Origin of the sequence: Nibrella saemangeumensis, assembly GCF_039541915.1 — a bacterium.
Taxonomy (GTDB): Bacteria; Bacteroidota; Bacteroidia; order Cytophagales; family Spirosomataceae; genus Nibrella; species Nibrella saemangeumensis.
Window position 1 is genome coordinate 200743 of the sequence record NZ_BAABHD010000022.1, and the last position, 20501, is coordinate 221243.

Annotated in this window: 15 protein-coding genes; all 15 read left to right on the top strand. The window is 54.5% G+C overall.

What is annotated here, in order from left to right; translation table 11 throughout:
* The first annotated feature begins 8 nt into the window (after window positions 1-8).
* The 15 genes from ABD949_RS08800 (at window position 9) to ABD949_RS08870 (ending at window position 20492) form a co-directional block, all read left to right on the top strand.
* Window positions 9-818, top strand: coding sequence for a 3-keto-disaccharide hydrolase (locus ABD949_RS08800; RefSeq protein WP_345242611.1), 810 nt, complete (start codon window positions 9-11; stop codon window positions 816-818).
* Between the two features lie 46 nt (window positions 819-864).
* Complete coding sequence (locus ABD949_RS08805; protein ID WP_345242612.1) at window positions 865-1722, top strand: sugar phosphate isomerase/epimerase family protein; 858 nt, start codon at window positions 865-867, stop codon at window positions 1720-1722.
* A 67-nt stretch (window positions 1723-1789) separates the two neighbouring features.
* Window positions 1790-2848 (top strand): aldose 1-epimerase family protein, encoded by a 1059-nt coding sequence (locus tag ABD949_RS08810; protein WP_345242613.1) that lies wholly within the window; start codon window positions 1790-1792, stop codon window positions 2846-2848.
* A gap of 24 nt (window positions 2849-2872) precedes the next feature.
* A complete protein-coding gene (locus ABD949_RS08815) occupies window positions 2873-4096 on the top strand; it encodes a class I mannose-6-phosphate isomerase (protein WP_345242614.1) in 1224 nt (407 codons plus the stop codon).
* A 105-nt stretch (window positions 4097-4201) separates the two neighbouring features.
* On the top strand, window positions 4202-5257 hold the full coding sequence (locus tag ABD949_RS08820; protein ID WP_345242616.1) for a sugar phosphate isomerase/epimerase family protein: 1056 nt from the start codon (window positions 4202-4204) through the stop codon (window positions 5255-5257).
* A 105-nt stretch (window positions 5258-5362) separates the two neighbouring features.
* Window positions 5363-6538, top strand: coding sequence for a Gfo/Idh/MocA family protein (locus ABD949_RS08825; protein WP_345242619.1), 1176 nt, complete (start codon window positions 5363-5365; stop codon window positions 6536-6538).
* 84 nt (window positions 6539-6622) lie between these two features.
* On the top strand, window positions 6623-8122 hold the full coding sequence (locus ABD949_RS08830) for a sugar ABC transporter ATP-binding protein (protein ID WP_345242621.1): 1500 nt from the start codon (window positions 6623-6625) through the stop codon (window positions 8120-8122).
* Window positions 8123-8132: 10 nt separating this feature from the next.
* Window positions 8133-9128: an ABC transporter permease gene (locus ABD949_RS08835; protein ID WP_345242622.1), complete on the top strand. Its 996-nt coding sequence runs from the start codon at window positions 8133-8135 to the stop codon at window positions 9126-9128.
* Between the two features lie 19 nt (window positions 9129-9147).
* The gene (locus ABD949_RS08840; RefSeq protein ID WP_345242925.1) at window positions 9148-10095 is read left to right on the top strand and encodes a sugar ABC transporter substrate-binding protein; all 948 of its coding nucleotides are present in this window, start codon (window positions 9148-9150) and stop codon (window positions 10093-10095) included.
* A 42-nt stretch (window positions 10096-10137) separates the two neighbouring features.
* On the top strand, window positions 10138-12456 hold the full coding sequence (locus tag ABD949_RS08845; protein WP_345242623.1) for a PSD1 and planctomycete cytochrome C domain-containing protein: 2319 nt from the start codon (window positions 10138-10140) through the stop codon (window positions 12454-12456).
* 5 nt (window positions 12457-12461) lie between these two features.
* Complete coding sequence (locus tag ABD949_RS08850; protein WP_345242624.1) at window positions 12462-13916, top strand: DUF1501 domain-containing protein; 1455 nt, start codon at window positions 12462-12464, stop codon at window positions 13914-13916.
* Window positions 13917-13933: 17 nt separating this feature from the next.
* Window positions 13934-16111: a c-type cytochrome domain-containing protein gene (locus ABD949_RS08855; protein ID WP_345242626.1), complete on the top strand. Its 2178-nt coding sequence runs from the start codon at window positions 13934-13936 to the stop codon at window positions 16109-16111.
* Between the two features lie 26 nt (window positions 16112-16137).
* The gene (locus ABD949_RS08860; protein ID WP_345242628.1) at window positions 16138-16722 is read left to right on the top strand and encodes an RNA polymerase sigma-70 factor; all 585 of its coding nucleotides are present in this window, start codon (window positions 16138-16140) and stop codon (window positions 16720-16722) included.
* Between the two features lie 185 nt (window positions 16723-16907).
* Entirely contained in the window at window positions 16908-17123 is a 216-nt protein-coding gene (locus tag ABD949_RS08865) for a hypothetical protein (RefSeq protein ID WP_345242630.1), read from the top strand.
* 225 nt (window positions 17124-17348) lie between these two features.
* Window positions 17349-20492 carry a SusC/RagA family TonB-linked outer membrane protein gene (locus ABD949_RS08870; RefSeq protein ID WP_345242632.1) on the top strand — a complete coding sequence of 1048 codons (3144 nt, stop codon included), beginning with the start codon at window positions 17349-17351 and terminating at the stop codon, window positions 20490-20492.
* The last annotated feature ends 9 nt before the right edge of the window (window positions 20493-20501 follow it).

Genomic DNA, 20501 nt, shown 5'->3' on the forward strand with positions numbered 1-20501 from the left:
ATTTATCAATGTTGAAAAAGACGAATCGTATATTTATTCAGCTTGGACTGGTGCTGGCGGTTATAGCGGCCGGCAGCATCAGTACCTCCTGTATGGCTCAGAGCAGGAAGGCAAAGAATGACGGCTTTGTGCAGATTTTTGACGGCAAAAGCCTGAAGGGCTGGGACGGCGATCCTACTTACTGGCGCGTCGAAAACGGGTCCCTGGTGGGTGAAATCACGCCCGACAAACCGCTGAAGACGAACTCCTTCATTATCTGGCGCGGTGGCGAACCGGGCGACTTTGAACTGAAGGGCGAGTTTCAAATTACCGAAGCAGGTAACTCGGGAATCAACTATCGTAGTGAGCAGCTGACGGATATTCCGTTTGCTCTGCGCGGCTACCAGGCCGACATTGACGGCCGGAACCGCTATACCGGTCAAAACTACGAAGAACGCAAGCGCACCACGCTGGCTTATATCGGACAGAAAACCAAAATTGTAAACCAGAGCGGTGCCAATACCCCTGAGGCCATCCGGGCAAACGTAAGCCGGAACGCCTGGAACGGCCTGACGGTGGTTGAGTCGCTGGGTAATGCCGATTCGCTACGGGCTAACGTGAAAACCGGTGACTGGAACACGTTTCACCTCATTGCCAAGGGCAACCGCCTGCAACATTATATCAACGGCAAGCTCATGAGTGATGTCACCGACGAGGACCCCGCCAACGCAAGCGCCAAAGGGTTGCTGGGTGTGCAGGTTCACGTAGGGCCACCCATGAAGGTGCAGTACCGAAATATTATGCTGAAAGAACTGGATCAGGGGTTATCCCGTAAATAACCCCTGACCCGAATATCATTTCGTATCCACCAGTTAAGCACAGTCAATGAACAAGATAGGATTCAACGTCCTGGCCTGGTCGGCCGTCATTTCTGATGATTTATTTCCCATTATTGAACGACTTAAAACCATCGGCTACGATGGCGTCGAGTATTTTGTCGGGTCACCGGATGAGCCGGCTTATAAGCGCGTAGGTCAGCATACCAGAGACCTCGGCCTGGGTGTTACCTGTGTGTCGGTAGTGGGCAAGGACGAAAATCCAATCAGTGATTCGGCAGCTGTACGGGCCAAAGCGCTCGACCGGCTTAAATGGGAAATTGACCGGACCCACGATCTGGGTTCGCAGCTTCTTTGCGGACCGATTCACTCGGCCCACGCGGTATTTGCCAGTCGTGCTCCCCAGGATGATGAATACAACTGGGGGGCCGAGGTACTCCATGCTGCCGGTGAATATGCCGCGCAGGCCGATGTGGTGCTGGGGCTGGAAGCGCTCAACCGCTTTGAGACTTACCTGTGTAACACCATGGAGCAGTTGCTGCGGCTGGTCCGGGCGGCCGATCACCCCAATGTGCGGGCCATGTTTGACACGCACCATGCCAATGTCGAAGAGAAGAGTTACGCCAGGGCATTACAAACCATTGCGCCGGTGCTGGTCCACGTTCACATCAGCGAAAACGACCGGGGTACGCCCGGCGACGGTATGGTGCTGTGGGATGATGCGTTTGCCGCCCTGGCGCAGATCGACTATCGAGACTGGCTCACCATTGAGGCCTTTTCCCGGAATGACCCTGATTTCGCCAACGCCATCGGGGTCTGGCGGGAATATTCTCCGCCCTGGGACATTGCCGAAAATGGATTAAAATTCATCCGGCAGATGTGTCAGAAACACGGAGTCGGTGCGTAAGCTGACCTTTCCGCCTTTATCCAACCACCATTCCTGAATCTCAACAATGAATAGCACAGGCACCGATTTGAGTCATCAAACCTGGCGCGACAAAATCAGTAATACAGCCCAGCTCGGGGGCATCGAAACCGCCGAACTGGACAATGGGCCGGGCCGGGGTACCCGCATTGCCTGGATCAACACGGGGACCGGGTTGCGGTACAAAGTCGTTTTGGACCGGGCGATGGATATTGCCGACGCCTTTTATAACCAGCACAGTCTGGCCTGGCTAAGTCATGTCGGTGTTACCTCGCCCCAGCCCTTCTCGGATAAGGGCATCGATTGGCTCCGTACGTTCTACGGAGGATTGCTGACGACCTGCGGCCTTACCCACGTGGGCGGACCCGAATCCGATGAATTTGGGGAGCGGGGTATTCACGGCCAGATCAGCAATATTCCGGCCGAAATCGAATCCATTATCCAGCCCGACCCGGCAGCGGGTAAGCTGGATATGAGCATTACGGGCCGCATGCGGGAAACCCGCGTGTTTGGCCCCAGTCTGGAGTTAAGACGAACCATATCCGGAACGCTCGGCCAGCCGTACATCCGCATTCAGGATGAGGTCATCAACCGGGCCAATACGCCGGCTCCGCACATGCTGCTCTACCATTTCAACTTCGGGTGGCCGCTGGTCGACGAAGGCACCGATATTGTATGGCAGGGTCAATGGCAGGCGCGGGACGGTGGGATGAACGCTGACATTTTCAACGAAGGCAATACCTTCAAAAAGTGCCCCGCGCCGATGGATCAGCACGCCGGCGGGGGCGAAGCCGTAGCGTTTATCGACGTGGCGGCCGATGGTAACGGCCAATGCAGCGCCGGGTTGCACAATGCTAATCTTGGTATTGCGGTGGCGCTGCGGTTCCGGAAAGATCAGTTACCCTGGCTCACCAACTGGCAGCACTGGGGCAGGGGTGAGTACGTCACCGGCATTGAGCCCGGTACACACCCACCCATCGGCCAGGCCAAAGCTAGGGAGCAGCAGTCGCTCATCTTTCTGGCACCGGGCGAAAGCCGCACCTACAACCTTACGGTGGAGGTGTTGCATACGCCGGACGCTATTCAGGATTTTGTAAAACCAACTTAGAATTCATAAACCAGTACAGCCTCGATGGAAACAGTTGAAAAAGTAAGTTTAGCCGAACGAGCATTGGAGCAGGGCAAGGGTATTTTGCGTCTGGCCCCAACCTGGGTGCCCCGCTCGTTCTGCGTACCCGGCCGGCGTATTAAGCTCCACCCCGATGATTATTATGTACTCGGCGGCAACCGGGGCGGTATAGACGAGCGCTGGTTGTCTTCTACCACCCCCGCCAAAAACGGTCCGCTCACCGGCGAAAACGAGGGGTTGAGTGCCATTGTATTCAACGATGGCGGTAAAGAAGTGCAATTTTTGCTGAAGGATGCAATAGACGAATTGAAAGGCGCTATCATCGGCGACCGGCTGTGGAATCAGTACCAGAGCTGGCCGATGTACTCCAAGTTTTTCGATAACATGGGACCGCTGCCGCATCACGTTCACCACAACGATGAAGAGGCCGCTAAAATTGGTCAGTTGGGCAAGCCGGAAGCCTACTATTTCCCTCCCCAACTGAATAACCACGGGGGTGATTTCCCGTATACCTTCTTCGGTATTACACCGGGAACTACCAAAGAGCAAGTCCGTGAGTGTCTGGTGAACTTCACCAAGGGCGACAATAAGATTACCAACTACTCGCAGGCCTACCGGCTGGAGCCGGGCACGGGTTGGGATGTGCCTCCCGGTCTCCTGCACGCGCCGGGTAGTATGTGTACGTACGAACCCCAGAAAGCGTCCGACGTATTTGCCATGTACCAGTCGCTGGTAAACGAGGCCATTATTCCGGAAGAACTGCTCTGGAATGGCACCCCAAAAGACCGCATCGGCGATTACGACCAACTCATGGAAGTATTGGATTGGGAACTGAATACGGACCCCAATATGATGGCTAACCGCTTTATGGCTCCCAAGCCAGTACGATCCGTTGACGAGATGCAGGCTGAAGGCTACATCGAGAACTGGGTATGCTACAAAAACGAAGCGTTCAGCGCGAAGGAACTTACCGTTATGCCGGGTGCCACAGTAACCATCAAAGACAGTGCCGCCTACGGCTTAATCATGATGCAGGGCCACGGCAAGATGGGCGTGTGGGACATTGAGACCCCGGCCCTGATCCGGTACGGCCAGCTGACCAACGACGAGTTCTTCGTGAGTGAACGTGCCGCGATGGAAGGTGTGCAGATTACAAACCTGTCTTCGACTGATCCGATTGTCATGCTCAAGCACTTCGGACCCGGCAACCCGGATTTGGTTTTATAAAAAAAATTGTAGTTTCAAGTTCCAGGTTTCATGTTGGCAAGGACCTGTCTGACATGAAACCTGGAACTGCGAACCTCAAACGTCAAACCTCAAACTCTTCAAAGTATGCCCGAGAATAATTTTCCTAAGCTTCACAACGCCACCTGGCCGGGTGTGGTCGGAAAAGGAGAGAACTCCGAGCCGGCTATCCCCTTCGATACCATGCTGGACATGACCGCTGCCGCTGAGGTAGACGGCGTAAAATTCGATGGCGTTGACCTTGGCCTGTTCGAGCCGCACTTCGACATTAACATGTCAGATGATGACATCAAGCGGCTGGCCGACAAAGTGTCGTCCAAAAACCTGAACATCGGTAGTCTGGTAGCGCCTATCTGGGGTGGTCCAGCGATGGGCAGTAAAGAGGACCGCGCCGTATTTGTCGATATGGTGCGTAAATCGTGTCACATCGGTCAGCGGCTGCGCGAACTCGGCGTTCGGCCGTACGGTATCGTTCGTATTGACTCTGCCAGTTCTCCGCAGGAGTGGGAGAAAAACCCGGTAGAGAATTCCAAACTAATTGTGCAGACGTTCCAGGAAGCCTGCGACGTTGCCGCTGATTTTGGTGAGCGCCTGGCCGCCGAAGGTGAAATCTGCTGGGGCGGTATGCACAGCTGGCGGGTGATGGTGCAAACGCTGGAGGCCGTTGACCGCCCGAACATGGGTTTCCAGGCCGATATGGCCCACACCCTGCTGTACCTGATGGGCTACAACCATCCCGAAGACCGCGTGCTACCCGAAAACTTCGACTGGAGCGACCGTGCTACGCTGACCGAATCGCTTAAGACCATGACCAAAGCCCTGCGCCCCTGGACCATCGACTTCCACGTGGCTCAGAACGACGGCACCGTGTTCGGTTCCGGCTCGCACGACAAAACGGGTCGCCATTGCCAGGCGCTTGACCCGAACGGTAAGCTGGACATTGCCGTCGATGCCGGCCACTGGCTGCGCAACGAAAACGGTGAACTGACCAAAGCCTTCAAGCACATCTGCTGGGACGGCTGTATGTTCCCCAACGCCGTCATGACGAATCAGCAGACCTGGAATGACATTCTGGCTACCATGATCAAAGTGCGCAACATGCACGGCTGGTACGAGCCGGAGGCAGTAGCTGTTGGGAATTAGTTTCAAGTTTCAGGTTCCAAGTTGCTTCGCTTAGGCTAAAACCGCCGGGCGGGCTCCTTGGAACTTGAAACCTGAAACTTGGAACTTGAAATCTGAACCAAAAACATGGCAACAAAAAAAGATTTACGAATAGGCTTAATCGGAACCGGCTTTATGGGCCGGACCCACTCCAACGGCTACAACCGCGTACCAAACTTCTTCCCCGATCTGCAATATAATCCGGTACTCCAGGCCGTTTGCTCCCGCAACGAAGCCAGCGTACGGGCCTTCGCCGACCAGTGGGGTTACAAATCCATCGAAACCGACTGGAGAGCGATTATCGCCCGCGATGACATTGATGCGGTAGACATTTGTACACCCAACGACACCCACGCCGAAATTGCGATTGCGGCTGCCGAAGCGGGCAAGATGATTCTCTGCGAGAAACCCCTGGCCCGCAACCTGACCGAAGCCCAGGCTATGGTCGATGCTATTGAAAAGGCGGGTGTAGCCAATACCGTTTGGTACAACTACCGCCGGGTGCCGGCCGTGACGCTCGCCAAGCAGATTATTGATTCGGGTAAACTTGGCAAGATCTTCCACTACCGGGCCAACTTCCTGCAGGACTGGACCATCAACGCCAATGTGCCGCAGGGCGGGACCGGAACCTGGCGGATGGACGTTGAAGCCGCTGGTTCAGGTGTGACGGGCGACCTGCTCGCTCACTGTATTGATACGGCTATGTGGCTGAACGGCGGCATTACCGATGTATCGGCCGTGACCGAAACCTTCGTGAAAGAGCGGATGCACCAGCTTACCGGTAAAATGCAGCCGGTGGGTATTGATGATGCCTGTATCTTTCACTGCCACTTTGAGAACGGCTCGCTGGGTCTGTTCGAGTCGACGCGCTACGCCCGTGGTCACAAGGCCCTGTATACCTTCGAAATCAACGGAGAAAATGCCTCAATCCGCTGGGATCTGCATGACCTGAACCGACTGGAGTACTTCGACTATGCCGATGACGGTATTGTACGCGGCTGGCGGTCCATCCACGTTACCGACGGCGACCAGCCCTACATGGGTAAATGGTGGGTGCCGGGTCTGTCAATCGGTTACGAGCATACGTTTGTGCATCAGGTAGCCGATTTCCTGAAGAGCCTCGAAACCGGTGAGCCCTGCCAGCCGACCTTCCGTGACTCGCTGGAAACCCAGAAAGTTTGCGAAGCTGTCATCGAGTCGGCTAAAACCCGGAGTTGGAAAGACACTAACGTCGAGTGGAATGCCACCGTATCGGTGGGTTGATTTGCCTTGCTTTACACCCCGGATTGGCTGATATTAGCTAGTCCGGGGTGTTGCTTGAATGCCTTCTCCCTCTTCTCCTAACCCATGACTCAACCCCCAACCCCCATCCTCCAGGTCCGCGACCTGTCTAAATCCTTTGCGGGTGTAAAGGCGCTGGACAACGTTCAACTGAACGTTCAGCGGGGAGAAGTGCATGCGGTAATGGGGGAGAATGGGGCCGGCAAATCAACCCTGATGAAGATCCTCATTGGGTTGCATACGCCCGATGCCGGCGAAGTTATGTTCGAGAGAAGTCCGCTCCCTTATGGTGATGTTCACGAAATCCTGAAACGGGGTATTTCGATGATTCACCAGGAATTACAGGTGGTGCCGGAGCTGACGGTAGCCCAGAACATCTTTCTGGGGCGGGAAACCACCGGCGGGCTGTTTAGCTGGCTGAACGACCGACGCCAGGAGCGGGAGGCAGGCTTGCTACTGGAGCAGATGGGCGTAACCATTCGCCCCGGCCAGACAATGAAGTACCTCAGCGTGGCCGAAATGCAGATGGTTGAAATTGCCAAAGCCATTTCCAACCAGGCCAAAATTATTATCATGGATGAACCCACCTCCGCCCTGTCTGACAAGGAGGTTGCCGCGCTCTTCCGCATCATCAGCGAACTTAAGAAAAATGGGGTGGCTATCATTTACATCTCCCACAAAATGGAGGAGATATTTGAGATAGCCGATACCATCACCGTCCTCCGCGACGGCCAGTATATTGACACCCAACCGGCCGCCAATCTGAACCGGAACAGCCTCATCGCCATGATGGTTGGGCGGGAAATCGAAAGCCTCTTTCCGGAGTCGGTGCCGCGCAAAGGGCAGGAGGTGCTATCGGTGCGGAACCTCAGCCGGGCGGGCAAGTTTACCGACATCAATTTTACCGTACACGAAGGCGAGGTGCTGGGCTTGGCGGGCCTGATGGGTGCCGGCCGCACCGAAATCGCCCGCGCTATTTTTGGACTTGACGAACTGGAAAGTGGTGAAATCTACATCAAAGGACAAAAAGCTGATATTCACTCACCCCAAGACGCTATTCAGCATGGCATCGGCTACGTCAGCGAAGACCGCAAGGCGCTGGGCTTTATTCCTGGGCTGTCGGTCAAGCACAATATTACCCTGGCCAGCCTGCCGAATCACTCAAAGGGTGGACTGATTCAGGATAAAACGGAGACCGAAGCAGCGGCTAAAATGATTGCCGACCTAAAGATAAAATCCGCCGGTATGCACCAGAAGGTCACCTACCTGAGTGGGGGTAACCAGCAGAAGGTCGTGATCGGCAAAGTACTGCTCGCATCGCCGGACCTGATTATCCTCGACGAGCCCACCCGTGGTATCGACATCGGTGCCAAATCCGAAATCTATAAACTAATTAACCGGCTAACCGCCAGCGGCATTGCTGTTATTATGATTTCCTCGGAACTTCCGGAAATCATAGGCATGAGCGATCGGGTGGTGGTGTTGTCGCAGGGACGGCAAACGGCAACCCTCAGCAAAGAAGAAGCGACACCGGAAACCATCATGGCCTATGCCATGCATGCCTAATCTGTGCAGTATGATACCTACCCAGAAACCGAAAAGTACCTACCTTAACCAAGTGGGGGAATCTTACAAAACCCGCCTTCGGGGCCTCAGCACCTACGGCATCCTGCTGGCGTTTATTGCCATCTGCATTGTGCTGGCGCTGATTACCCCCCGCTTCCTGACCATTTCCAACTTAACGATTGTGTTGACGCAAGTGTCCATCAATGCTCTGCTGGCGTTTGGCGTTACGTTTGTGATTATTACGGGTGGTATCGATTTGTCTATCGGCTCCATGGTGGCCGTTACGGGGGTGGTCGCGGCCATGTTTGCGCACCCGGATACGTATCCGGTGGGCGTTCCCCTGCTGATGGGCCTGCTGACCGGTCTGCTGTTTGGGGCCTTCAACGGCCTGGTGATTACCCGCAGCAAGGTGCATCCGTTTATCGTAACCTTGGGTACGATGACCATGGGCCGGGGGCTAGCGCTGATTCTGAGCAAAGGCCGGCCCATCTCCAATCTGTCCGACGAGTTCAACTTCATCGGGGGCGGTCAGGTGCTGGGTATCCCCATGCCCATTATCATCCTGATAGTCTTTTTCATCATCTGCTCCGTATTACTTCAGAAAACCGTTTTGGGGCGGTATATGTACGCCGTCGGCGGCAACGAGCAGGCTGCCAGAGCGTCCGGTATATCCCTGAACAAGGTTAAAATGGTGGTGTATACCTTATGCGGGGGGCTGGCCGGTCTGGCGGGCATCGTACTTACCTCTCGCATCACTACCGGCCAACCCAATGCCGGAGCCGGCTTCGAACTGGATGCCATTGCGGCTGCCATTATCGGTGGTACCAGTACGTCGGGCGGCACCGGAACCATGACCGGCACGCTCATTGGTGCCCTGCTTATTGGCGTCATCAGCAACGGCCTGGACCTGCTTAATGTCACTTCCTATTACCAGCAGGTGGTCATGGGGATCATCATCATCGGGGCTGTGGTGCTGGATAGCTGGAATCAGAACAGAAACAAATAATCAACGCGAATAGCCAATGATGAAATCCGTAACGCTGCTCAGTTCACTTGTTTTTATGGCCATCCTGCATATGGGGTGCAATCAGGGCAGTTCCAGCGAGCAGGGGCAAAATAGTGAGGGTAAGAAACTGGTAGTGGGTGCCACCATGCTCAGTATGCAGAATGAGTTTATCGTCAACGTGGCCGACGAAATGGAGAAGAAGGCCAACGAGTCGAATGTCGAACTGATCGTGGTCGATGCCGAGCGCTCTCCGCTGAAGCAAGTCGAACAGGTCGAGAGCTTTATCGCCCAGAAAGTCGACGCCATCATCTTGAACCCCTGCGAGGTAGAAGCCAGTTCGCCGGCGGTGACTAAAGCGATGGCCGCTAAAATCCCCATTATCAACGTTAACTCAGCCACCAGCGCCAAACCAACGGCCTTTGTGGGTTCCGATGATGTTGAGTCCGGCCGTATTGCCATGAAGTATATCGCCGAAAAGCTCGGCGGGAAGGGTAATGTGGTCATGATGCACGGCCTGATGGGCCAGGCCGCTCAGATACAGCGGGAGCAGGGTGCGCAGGAAATCCTGAAACAGTATCCGAATATGAAACTACTGGCCCACCAGACCGCCGGATGGGACCGGGCCAAGGGCATGGCGCTGATGGAGAACTGGATTCAGTCGTACGGGAACCAGATCAATGCCGTTTTTGCGCAGAACGACGAAATGGGTATGGGCGCCGTCAAGGCGCTGACCGATGCCGGCCTGAAAAATAAAGTGATTGTAGTGAGCATCGACGCCATTCCGGATGCGCTGCAGGCGGTGAAGAAAGGGACGCTGGACGCCACTGTTTTTCAAAATGCGCAGCAGCAGGGTTCCAAAGCCATCGAAACGGCTATCCGAATCGCAAAAGGAGAATCGTACGAGAAAGAGACGTTGATTCCATTTCAGTTGGTTACCAAGGAAAATTTAGCTAAATTCCTGAACTAATAGTACAGAAGTAACAAAACGGTATTATCCACACTACTCCGTATGCTTGAAAAGTATTTTTACGGTCTTGTTTTGTTCGTGGGGTTGGGAGTCGTTAGTCAGTCCTGCACCAAAAGTTCGGCCAATCAGGCTACGGACGGTCAACTGCCGGACATGGTCAGTTATAACTTCGACATCCGGCCCATTCTGTCGGATAAGTGTCTGGTCTGCCACGGCCCCGACGCCAACAAACGCGAAGCCGGTCTCCGGCTCGATCTCGCCGAAAATGCGTATAAAGCCTTACAGGAGCATCCGTCCGCCCACGCGCTGGTACCCGGCAAACCGGAACTGTCCCAGGTTTATCTGCGGATTACGTCGCAGGATACCGCGCAGTTGATGCCTCCGCCCTCGTCAAATCTCAAACTGACGGCTCGTGAAATCAAGCTGATCGAGAAATGGATCAAGCAGGGCGCTGCGTATGAGAAGCACTGGGCGTTTGTGGCTCCGAAGCAACCCAAGCTACCAGAGGTAAAGCAGAAAAACTGGCCAAAAAACGAGATCGACTATTTTATTCTGCACAAGCAGGAACAGAAAGGCCTGGCACCCAACGAGGAGGCTGACAAAGAACGGCTGCTGAAGCGTGTCAGCCTGGACCTGACCGGCCTGCCGCCGAGCCTCAAATTGATGGATCAGTTTCTGGCCGACGGTGGGGTTAATGCCTACGAACGGGCCGTCGACCAATTGCTGAGAAGTCCGGCCTACGGCGAAAAAATGGCCCTTCACTGGCTCGACCTGGCCCGGTACGCCGATTCACACGGCTACCAGGATGATGGCTACCGCACGCAATGGCCCTGGCGCGATTGGGTCATTCATGCCTTTAACCAGAACATGCACTACGATCAGTTCGTGACCTGGCAGCTGGCCGGTGACTTATTGCCTAACGCGTCAAAGGAACAACTGCTGGCTACTGGCTTCAACCGAAATCACAAAATCACAGAAGAGGGGGGCGTTATTCAGGAGGAATACCGCATGAGCTACGTGATGGACCGGAACGATACCTTTGGCAAAGGCCTCCTGAGCGTTACCCTTGAGTGCGCCCGCTGCCACGACCATAAATACGACCCATTCTCGCAGAAAGAATATTATCAGTTGCTGGCGTTCTTCAATAACGTTCAGGAGGTTGGTCTGGAATCCGTAATTGGCGGACCGGAAACGTACGCCAAGAAGCCCCTGATGGAAATCTCCGACCAGGAGGTGCAAAGTATTCTGTCTTTTGTGAATAAGAAGGACACCAATTGCCTGATTGTGTCCGTCATGGGTGACCTGGATACCACCCGCAAAACCTTTGTGCTGAAACGCGGAATGTACGATGCACCGGAAGAAGAAGTTCAGCCCGGAACGCCCAAAGCTATTCTGCCCTTCAACGCTAACTACCCCAAAAACCGGCTCGGACTGGCGCAGTGGCTGTTCGACAAAAAGAATCCGCTGACGGCGCGGGTCTACGTCAACATGCTGTGGCAGGAGCTCTTTGGGCGGGGTATCGTCAAAACAGCCGGCGATTTCGGGATGCAGGGCGAACTGCCGTCGCATCCCGAACTGCTTGACTGGCTGGCGGTGGATTTTATGACCCACAACTGGGACATCAAACGGTTGGTCAAGAAAATGGTGATGTCAGCAACGTACCGGCAGTCGGCGGTGGTTACGCCGGAAAAGCTAAAGACGGACCCCGACAATATGCTGCTGGCCCGCTCACCGCGCTACCATATTCAGGCCGAACTAGTTCGGGATCTGGTCCTGTCCAGCAGTGGCTTACTGGTAAAAACCATTGGCGGCCCCAGCGTGAAGCCCTACCAGCCGGCCGGGCTGTGGGAGGGCGCTACTTCCGGCCGTGGGCTACTGTCCATGTACGTTCAGGACCACGGCCCTGATTTGTACCGCCGGGGCATGTACACGCTCATTAAGCGGACGGTGCCGCCCCCGGCCATGATGATTTTCGACGCCAGTAACCGGGATTTGTGCGAGGTGAAGCGGCTGAAAACCAACACCCCGCTGCAGGCGCTGATTATGATGAATGACCCAACGGTGCTGGAAGCTTCCCGCGTACTGGCCGCCCGGCTGTTGCAGGAGAGCAGTGCCACTTCCGATAAAATCGGCAAAGCTTTTCGCCAGATTGTTTGCCGGACACCGAAGGAAAAAGAGCTTGCCATCCTGACGGACTACTACGAAAAAGAACTGAAGAAGTTCACCCGCCCCAGCGCCGAAAAATACCTAACCGTGGGTGAGTACCCGATTCCGGAGCGGATCGACAAAGTAAAACTGGCCGCGCTGATGCGGGTGGTATCGACGATTTACAACCTGGAAGAAACCATTACCAAGTCCTGACCCGTATGGAAAAGTTAATCGAAGAACACGGCCTGACCTTCAACCGGCGTCGCTTCCTGTCCCGCTTAAGTTTGGGTCTGGGCAGCGCGGCCCTTGGGTCGCTGCTGATTCCGGATTTGTTCTCGGGTGGCGCATTTGACGAAGATGGACTGACGCCGGGTATCCCGCATTTTGCGCCCAAAGCCAAACGGGTTATTTACCTGTTCCAGAACGGAGCCCCTTCGCAGCAGGAGTTGTTTGATTACAAACCCAAGCTGCGCGACATGCAGGGGCAGGAGATTCCGCCTTCGGTGCGCGGTAGCCAGCGCCTGACGGGCATGACGGCCGGACAGTCGTCGTTTCCGCTGGTCGGCTCATTTGTGGACTTTAAGCAGTATGGTCAATCCAGGGCGTGGGTGAGTGATCTCATGCCGTACACGGCCGGAATCGTCGACGATCTCTGCATTGTAAAAAGCCTGTACACGGAAGCCATTAACCACGATCCCGCGCTCACGTTTTTGCAGACGGGTTCGCAGCAGGGCAACCGGCCCAGCATGGGAGCCTGGCTGAGTTACGGGCTGGGCAACGAAAACAAAAACCTGCCCACCTTTATGGTGCTGCTCTCGCGGGGTATCGGCAATGGGCAGGGTGTGTATTCGAAACTGTGGACAAACGGCTTCCTCGATTCAATTCACCAGGGCGTTCAGTTCAGCAAGGGCGAAGACCCGGTGCTGTACCTGCGCGACCCCGACGGTATGGACCGCAAAGACCGCCGGGACATGCTCGACAACGTAGCGCAACTCAATGAACTAGCGTATCAGGAATTCGGCGACCCGGAGATTATGGCTAAGGTGCAGCAGTACGAAATGGCGTACCGGATGCAGACCGCCATCCCCGAAGTCATGGACCTTTCCAAGGAGCCCGATGATATTGTCAAACTGTATGGTCCCGACTGTCTGGTTCCCGGCACCTTTGCGGCCAACTGTTTGCTGGCCCGCAAGTTGTCGGAGAACGGCGTCCGGTTTGTGCAGCTCTACCATCAGGGCTGGGATCAGCACGGCAACCTGCCGTTTGAGATTGCCAAACAGGCCAAGGATGTCGACCAGGCATCGGCTGCGCTGGTGACGGATCTCAAACAACGGGGCTTGCTGGACGAAACGCTGGTGATCTGGGGTGGTGAGTTTGGCCGTACCAGCTATACCCAGGGCAAACTCACCGCCGACAACTACGGCCGCGACCACCACCCGCGCTGTTTTACCATCTGGATGGCCGGCGGAGGGATCAAGCCCGGTATCGTATATGGGGAAACGGACGAACTGGGCTACAACATTAGCGAGAACCCCGTACACGTGCATGATTTTCAGGCGACGGTGCTGCACCAGCTAGGCCTTAACCACGAAAAACTAATCTATAAACACCTGGGCCGCCGGTACCGCCTGACCGATGTTTCCGGGAAAGTAGTCAATGACCTCATCAGCTAAACCGGGCAGTGCTGTTTATGACGAGCAGGAAGATTATTAAGCTGGCTGAGCAGCTATTGTTTGCTACCGCAGTGTTCACCCTGGTACTTTTAGCCTTTACTGATAAGGTAGTGGTGCCGGTCTGGCTGCAGGCTGTCGGGCGCATGCACCCACTGCTGCTGCATTTTCCGCTGGTACTCCTGCTGCTGGCGATGGGACTGGAAATTTTTCGGTTCAAACCCGCTAATCTGACCAATGAGTTTTACCAGGGTTTTCTGAACAGCCTGTGGCTGACGGGTGCCCTATCGGCTGGTATTACCGTGGTGATGGGCTTATTCCTGTCGAGGGAGGAAGGTTACACCGGCAGCGCGTTGCAATGGCATAAGTGGTCGGGGGCGGCTGTGTTCTTCCTGTCGGCGCTGCTGTACTGGGCGCGCAACCGGGCGTGGTACACGGCGACCGTTGCCCGAACCAGTGCGGTGGTAGGGGCCTGTCTGCTGGTAGCATCGGGGCATTTGGGCGCTACGGTAACGCATGGCAACAATTTTGTCTGGGAGCCCGTCGCGAAGCTGGCGAAACCCGAACCGGTTCCGCTGGAGCAGGCTGTCGTGTTCGACCATGTCATCCAGCCCATTTTCGAACAGAAATGCGTGAGCTGCCATAATGCCGAAAAGCTAAAGGGCGAACTCAGACTCACCGATGCCGAGTCCGTCAGAAGGGGCGGCAAATCCGGCAAACTCTTCGTGGCCGGCAAGCCCGAGATGAGCCTCTTGCTAAAACGTATACACCTACCGGAAGAAGAGAAGAAGCATATGCCGCCCAAAGGCAAATCACAGTTGACCGACAACGAAATCGCGCTGCTGTCGCTGTGGGTGAAAGGCAACGCCGATTTCAACAAGAAAGTTGTTGACCTGCCGCCCTCGGATACGCTCCGGCGGATAGCGGCCGCCCTGTTTAAGCCGGCCGAGCAAGTAGACGAGTACGACTTTGCCGCGGCCGATGAAGAGACGGTACAGAAGCTCAGCAATAACTACCGCACGATACTGCCGCTCGCCAAAGACTCTCCGGCGCTGGCTGTTTACTTCTTTAACCAGAAACAATACGCGCCCGAAAAGCTAAAGGAACTAAGTGATATTCGGCAGCAGGTGGTATCGCTGAACCTCAATAAAATGCCGGTCAGCGATGCGGATCTGAAGAGTGTCAGTCAGTTCGAAAACCTGCGGAAACTGGACGTCAACTTCACCAACATCACCGGTGCGGGATTGAAGACGCTGGCCGGCTTGAAACACCTGACGGAACTGGCGCTCTCTGGTACCCGGATTACCTCCAGTGACCTGCAGGAGCCGATTCGTACCCTGCCCAGCCTCAAAATGGTGGCGTTGTGGCAGACGGGGGTAAAGCCGGCCGACATTCAGCAGTTGCAGAAAGCCTATAAACACATCACGTTCATTGGTGGGTTTCGGGGCGATGAGGCTGAGCCGATCAAGCTGAATCCACCCCAGGTTAAGAACAGCTCCACTATCTTCTCGCAACCACTCGCTATGCAGTTGGGGCACCCGATCAAAGGGGTGCAGATTCGATATACCACAGATGGCACGGAGCCGGACAGCCTTAAGTCACCGGTTTTCACCGGCAATACCATTCTCACCGAAAGCGCCAGCATCAAAGCCAGGGCCTATAAAGAGGGCTGGTACGGGAGCAGTGCCGCTACCTTCAACTTCTACAAGACTACGTATAAGCCCGACAGTGTCAATCTGCTGTTGCCCCTGAATCGGGTACACCAGGCCGATGGAGCCAAAACGTTTTTTGACGGTAAACTGGGGGTACTCAACGCCAATAGTCCGGCTTGGGCCAACAACTGGGCCGGTGTCCGGAACAACGACCTGGCCTTTGTCTCGGAGTTTAAGCAACCCATCAGTGTAAAATCCGTAGCCCTGCGGACGATGGTGGAGTCCGAAACCGGCATCTTCCCCCCGACAATAATTGAAATTTGGGGTGGTGCCAGCAGGGAGCAGATGAAACTGATTACCACCTTTAAGCCGGCGCAGCCCCAAAAGGTATACCCGCCGGAGCTTAACGCCTACGGAACAACTTTTAAGCCGCAAACCATCTCATACCTGAAGATCGTAGCTAAACCGGTAGAGCAACTGCCGGAGTGGCATAACAATAAGGGTAAACGGGGTTTTCTGCTGGTCGATGAGGTGTTTATCAACTAATTCAGGAAAACGGGACGGGGTATAGTATGGCTGCACCCATGGATAATTCGTCGGGCATTGAGTACGCTCGACTGAGCGATATAATCCTTCACAGACTGATGCAAACCGGCGACGAGGCCGCTTTCCGGGAAATTTACCGGAAGTACTGGCAATTACTGTTTGGCATTGCCTATCGCAAGCTGCAATCACAGGAGAATGCCGAGGAGATTGTGCAGGATATTTTTGTCGACATTTGGGAGCGACGCGCCAGCCTCCAGATTGACGACCTTAGAAAGTACCTGATGGGGGCCGCAAAATATCGGATTCTAAATGCAATAAAAGCCCGTCTGATCCGGGAACGGTATGCCGTTTTTTGTCAGTCACAAACAGGCTACACCGACCCTCTCACCGAAAATGAACTAGCTTTTCAGGATCTCACAAAGGCAGTTGAGCAGGCATTACTTAGTATGTCGCCGAAAACACAGGCAATATTCCGTCTCAACCGATTCGACAATCAGAGTGTTCGCGAGATAGCTATCCAGCTTTCCGTTCCGGAGCGTACCGTCGAGTATCACATCACACTGGCCCTACGAACCCTTCGTCTGCAATTAAAAGAATTTGCCGTTAAGTAACGGCAAGTAAGCTGATCTGCGAGAAGTTTATATAAATTATTAAAGAAGTTAATTAATTAGTAGCAAGTAATATATAAATAATTTAATATTTTAAATAAGTATTTGCGGTTTTCTCCGTCATAATTGACTATACTGTATACCAGAGGCTTTCTCATCCTTGAACAGGGCCGATGCGGGTATGGGGTATGGAAATGAACCATCAGACATTTCTGGAATTGCTTCAACGCTACACGGTTGGCCTCTGTTCGTCTGAGGAAAAGCAGGTGATGGATTACTGGTACAACCTGCTCGGCAAAGACACCAGCGAATTGCCGGCCGGTATGACCAGACAACAACTGGAGGACCTGCTCTGGGATAAGATCTACCATCGGATCCGTGCTGGTGAGGATGATGAACCTTAATGCATCGTATAAGTCAGCCGGTAGCGCTCGTTTGTTTCACTAAACCGATACGCCTATGTAATTCAACCGTGTACTCCCCGACTAAAATTGGTTCTCGATGCTGTATCAGCACGGGCCTGATTTGCCTGCTCTACGTCTGTCGTTCCTGTACAGATTCTACCGCCACTATTCAAGCCATACTACCCTAAGGCTTTTGTCACTTTTGTTTGAGTCACCAACAAAGTCATGAAAAAACGAAGACTTCCTAACCCATTTTCCAACCTTCTTATAAGGTATTCACTCCTTCAGGTATGCTTAAGCATACTGATCCTGACGAACGTATACGCTCGGACCGACGATACCCCCGATAACACCGCACAGGAGCGGGCCATTACCGGAACCGTTCGGGATGATGCCGGCCAGGGTTTACCCGGTGTCAGCGTAGTGCTGAAAGGAACCACCAGGGGAACATCGACCGACGCCAGCGGTAATTTCAGGCTTGACATTCCGCAGCGGGGAGCCATTCTGGTTTTTTCGTATGTCGGTTACGTTTCCCAGGATATATCCATTGGTAACCAGACTAATCTGTCTGTTCAGTTAGCGGCCGATACGCGGGCACTTGAGGAAGTGGTCGTTGTGGGATACGGTTCGCAGCGTAAACAGGATATTACTTCGGCGGTGTCGGTCATTAACATGAAAGATATTGGCGAGCAGCCGGCCAACAACCCTAACCAGATTCTGCAGGGACGCGCACCGGGTGTTGTGGTTAAGCAGAAGAGCGGCCAGCCTGGTGGAATCTTTGAGGTACGGGTCCGGGGTATCAGCTCACTGGGCGCGGGTAGTGATCCGCTGTACGTTATCGACGGCTTTCCGGTGGGTACCTCCGTTGGACAGAACCTGAACCCGAACGATATTGAGAGTGTCTCGATCCTGAAAGATGCAGCTTCTACGGCTATTTACGGGGCTCGCGGCTCCAACGGGGTAGTGCTCATTACTACCAAGAACGCGAAAGAAGGCAAAGTGGGCGTCAGCCTGTCGCTGGATTACGGTATTCAGAATGTGCCGATGTCCCGGCGGGTAAGGATGCTGAACGGACCGGAGTTCGCCCAGTTCAAGAAGGATGTCTTCATGGACGCTATCCGCATTCTTCAGAAGCGGGAGCCGGCCCTGGAAGAAGTGCCGCTTAACTACCGCTATCCGGAGCAGACCAAATACTCGACGGACTGGTTCGCCGAAATCATGAACAACAATGCGCCGTATACAGACGCGAACCTGACCATTTCGTCCGGTCGTGGTCCTATCAAATCGCTGCTGTCGGTGGGCTATTACAAGGAAGAAGGGTCGATTATCAAAACCAACTACGACCGGGTGTCGGTGCGCTCCAACATGGGTGGGGAGGTTAACAAGTTCATCAACGTCGGTCTCAACATCAACGGTACCATTACCAAGCAGAATGTGGCCGTTACCGACGGGCGGAGTAACCTGGTGGGTGGTGCCCTGCTGATGGACCCCCGCGAACCGTCCCGCAATCCCGACGGAACGCTTCGGCCCTATATCGGTGGGGTGGATGGCGTGTTTGGCTTTCCGAACCCGGTTTTTGTCCTGAATAACGTAACCCGCCGACGCAATATCGCCGACATTCTGGCAAACGGCTACGTAGAACTGGCCATCCTGAAGAACCTGAAGTTCCGGTCGGCGGTCAATGCCAAGGTGAACTTCAACAACTACAAGGAATATGTACCCTCGACAATTGGTCTGCCGGTGGCCTCCGGTACCGCCGGGGCTCCTCCGCGGATTGCTACCTCCCGGGAGTTGACCGACCAGCTGACCAATTTCTCGTTTGACCAGTTGCTAACCTATAACCCCAAGATAGGGACAGACCACAACCTCGATATCCTCGCTGGTTATACGGCACAACGGGAACAGGTGCGTGGGGTAGACGGCTCGGCTAATACCTTCCCCGACGACCTGGTGCCTTTCCTGGGAGCCGGTGTCATTCGCTCGTCAAACTCCTACGAATTTGGCTGGAGTCTGTTGGCGTATCTCGGACGGGTCAACTATTCCTACAAAGACAAGTACCTGCTCTCGGCTTCGTTCCGCCGGGAAGGTAGCTCGCGCTTCGGAGCCCGAAACAGATACGGAGATTTTCCGGCGGCCTCCATTGGCTGGCGGGTTAGCGAAGAGTCGTTCATGCCCAAATTCACCTGGCTGTCGGATCTGAAACTCCGGGCCAGCTGGGGTGAAACCGGTAACAACGCCATTGGTAACTACTCCAGCCTGGCGTTTATGAATACCAACAATTATATCCTGGGCAATGCGATTGCGCAAGGTAAAATTGTGAACGCATTTGCCAACCAGGAGCTGAAATGGGAGAAGTCGAACCAGTTAGACCTGGGCATGGACCTGGCGCTGTTCAACAATAAGCTGACGTTTACTGTCGAACTCTATAAGAAAATCACCAACGATATGCTGCTGCCGATTTCGATACCGTCGGTATCCGGCTTTACCACCAGCTTATCGAACATCGGTAAGGTAGAGAACAAAGGGCTGGAGATTGGCGGGGAATACCGGATACCCATCGGACCGGTTAATTTCCGGACCAATGCCAACATCAGCTTCAACCGCAGCAAAATTCTGGCCATCAAAGGGGCCAACGATATGCTCTGGTACGGTGGCTTCTACGGCGGCTATAACGTCATGAAGGTGGGCCGTCCCATTGGTATGATCTACGGCTACAAGAAGATGGGTATCTTCAATACGCAGGCTGAAATTGATGCGTGGCCTAAGCAGGATGGCGTAATTCCGGGCGGGATGAAGTTTGCCGATACCAACGGCGATGGCGTGGTTACCTACGATACGCAGGATATGGTGGAAATCGGTAATCCGAACCCGGCCTTTACCTGGGCCTGGACCTTTGCGGCTGATTACCGGAAGTTCGACCTCAACCTGATGTTCCTGGGTGCGCACGATTTCGACATTTACCGGAACATCGAAGCCTCGACCATGAACATGGACGGCGTATTCAACGTGCTCGACAAGGCGAAGGACCGCTGGCGGTCACCGGAGAATCCCGGCTCTAACCCGAACGCCAAAAACTCACAAGGCGGTACCAGCTACTTCAAATGGTCGCGCGAGAGCAGTGAGCGGTATGTGTACGACGGCAGCTACGTGTGGCTGAAGACCGTTACGTTGGGCTATACGCTGCCCCGCTTTAAGTCGATCCTGAGCGATGCCCGCGTGTTTGTGACGGCCAATAACCTGTTCCTCTTTACGAAGTATCCCGGCAACAACCCGGATGCCGGTGTACGGGGTGGAACCGAGCTGAATAATGATGATGAGTCGTACCCGGTTCCCAGAACCCTGGCTGTTGGTGCAAGATTTAACTTCTAATTGTCACGA

Excerpts from the sequence above, each read along its gene's own strand:
- ABD949_RS08800 (WP_345242611.1), top strand. The coding sequence starts at position 9 with ATGTTGAAAAAGACGAATCGTATATTTATTCAGCTTGGACTGGTGCTG.
- ABD949_RS08805 (WP_345242612.1), top strand. The coding sequence starts at position 865 with ATGAACAAGATAGGATTCAACGTCCTGGCCTGGTCGGCCGTCATTTCT.
- ABD949_RS08815 (WP_345242614.1), top strand. The coding sequence starts at position 2,873 with ATGGAAACAGTTGAAAAAGTAAGTTTAGCCGAACGAGCATTGGAGCAG.
- ABD949_RS08820 (WP_345242616.1), top strand. The coding sequence starts at position 4,202 with ATGCCCGAGAATAATTTTCCTAAGCTTCACAACGCCACCTGGCCGGGT.
- ABD949_RS08825 (WP_345242619.1), top strand. The coding sequence starts at position 5,363 with ATGGCAACAAAAAAAGATTTACGAATAGGCTTAATCGGAACCGGCTTT.
- ABD949_RS08830 (WP_345242621.1), top strand. The coding sequence starts at position 6,623 with ATGACTCAACCCCCAACCCCCATCCTCCAGGTCCGCGACCTGTCTAAA.
- ABD949_RS08835 (WP_345242622.1), top strand. The coding sequence starts at position 8,133 with ATGATACCTACCCAGAAACCGAAAAGTACCTACCTTAACCAAGTGGGG.
- ABD949_RS08840 (WP_345242925.1), top strand. The coding sequence starts at position 9,148 with ATGAAATCCGTAACGCTGCTCAGTTCACTTGTTTTTATGGCCATCCTG.
- ABD949_RS08845 (WP_345242623.1), top strand. The coding sequence starts at position 10,138 with ATGCTTGAAAAGTATTTTTACGGTCTTGTTTTGTTCGTGGGGTTGGGA.
- ABD949_RS08850 (WP_345242624.1), top strand. The coding sequence starts at position 12,462 with ATGGAAAAGTTAATCGAAGAACACGGCCTGACCTTCAACCGGCGTCGC.
- ABD949_RS08855 (WP_345242626.1), top strand. The coding sequence starts at position 13,934 with ATGACGAGCAGGAAGATTATTAAGCTGGCTGAGCAGCTATTGTTTGCT.
- ABD949_RS08860 (WP_345242628.1), top strand. The coding sequence starts at position 16,138 with ATGGCTGCACCCATGGATAATTCGTCGGGCATTGAGTACGCTCGACTG.
- ABD949_RS08865 (WP_345242630.1), top strand. The coding sequence starts at position 16,908 with ATGGAAATGAACCATCAGACATTTCTGGAATTGCTTCAACGCTACACG.
- ABD949_RS08870 (WP_345242632.1), top strand. The coding sequence starts at position 17,349 with ATGAAAAAACGAAGACTTCCTAACCCATTTTCCAACCTTCTTATAAGG.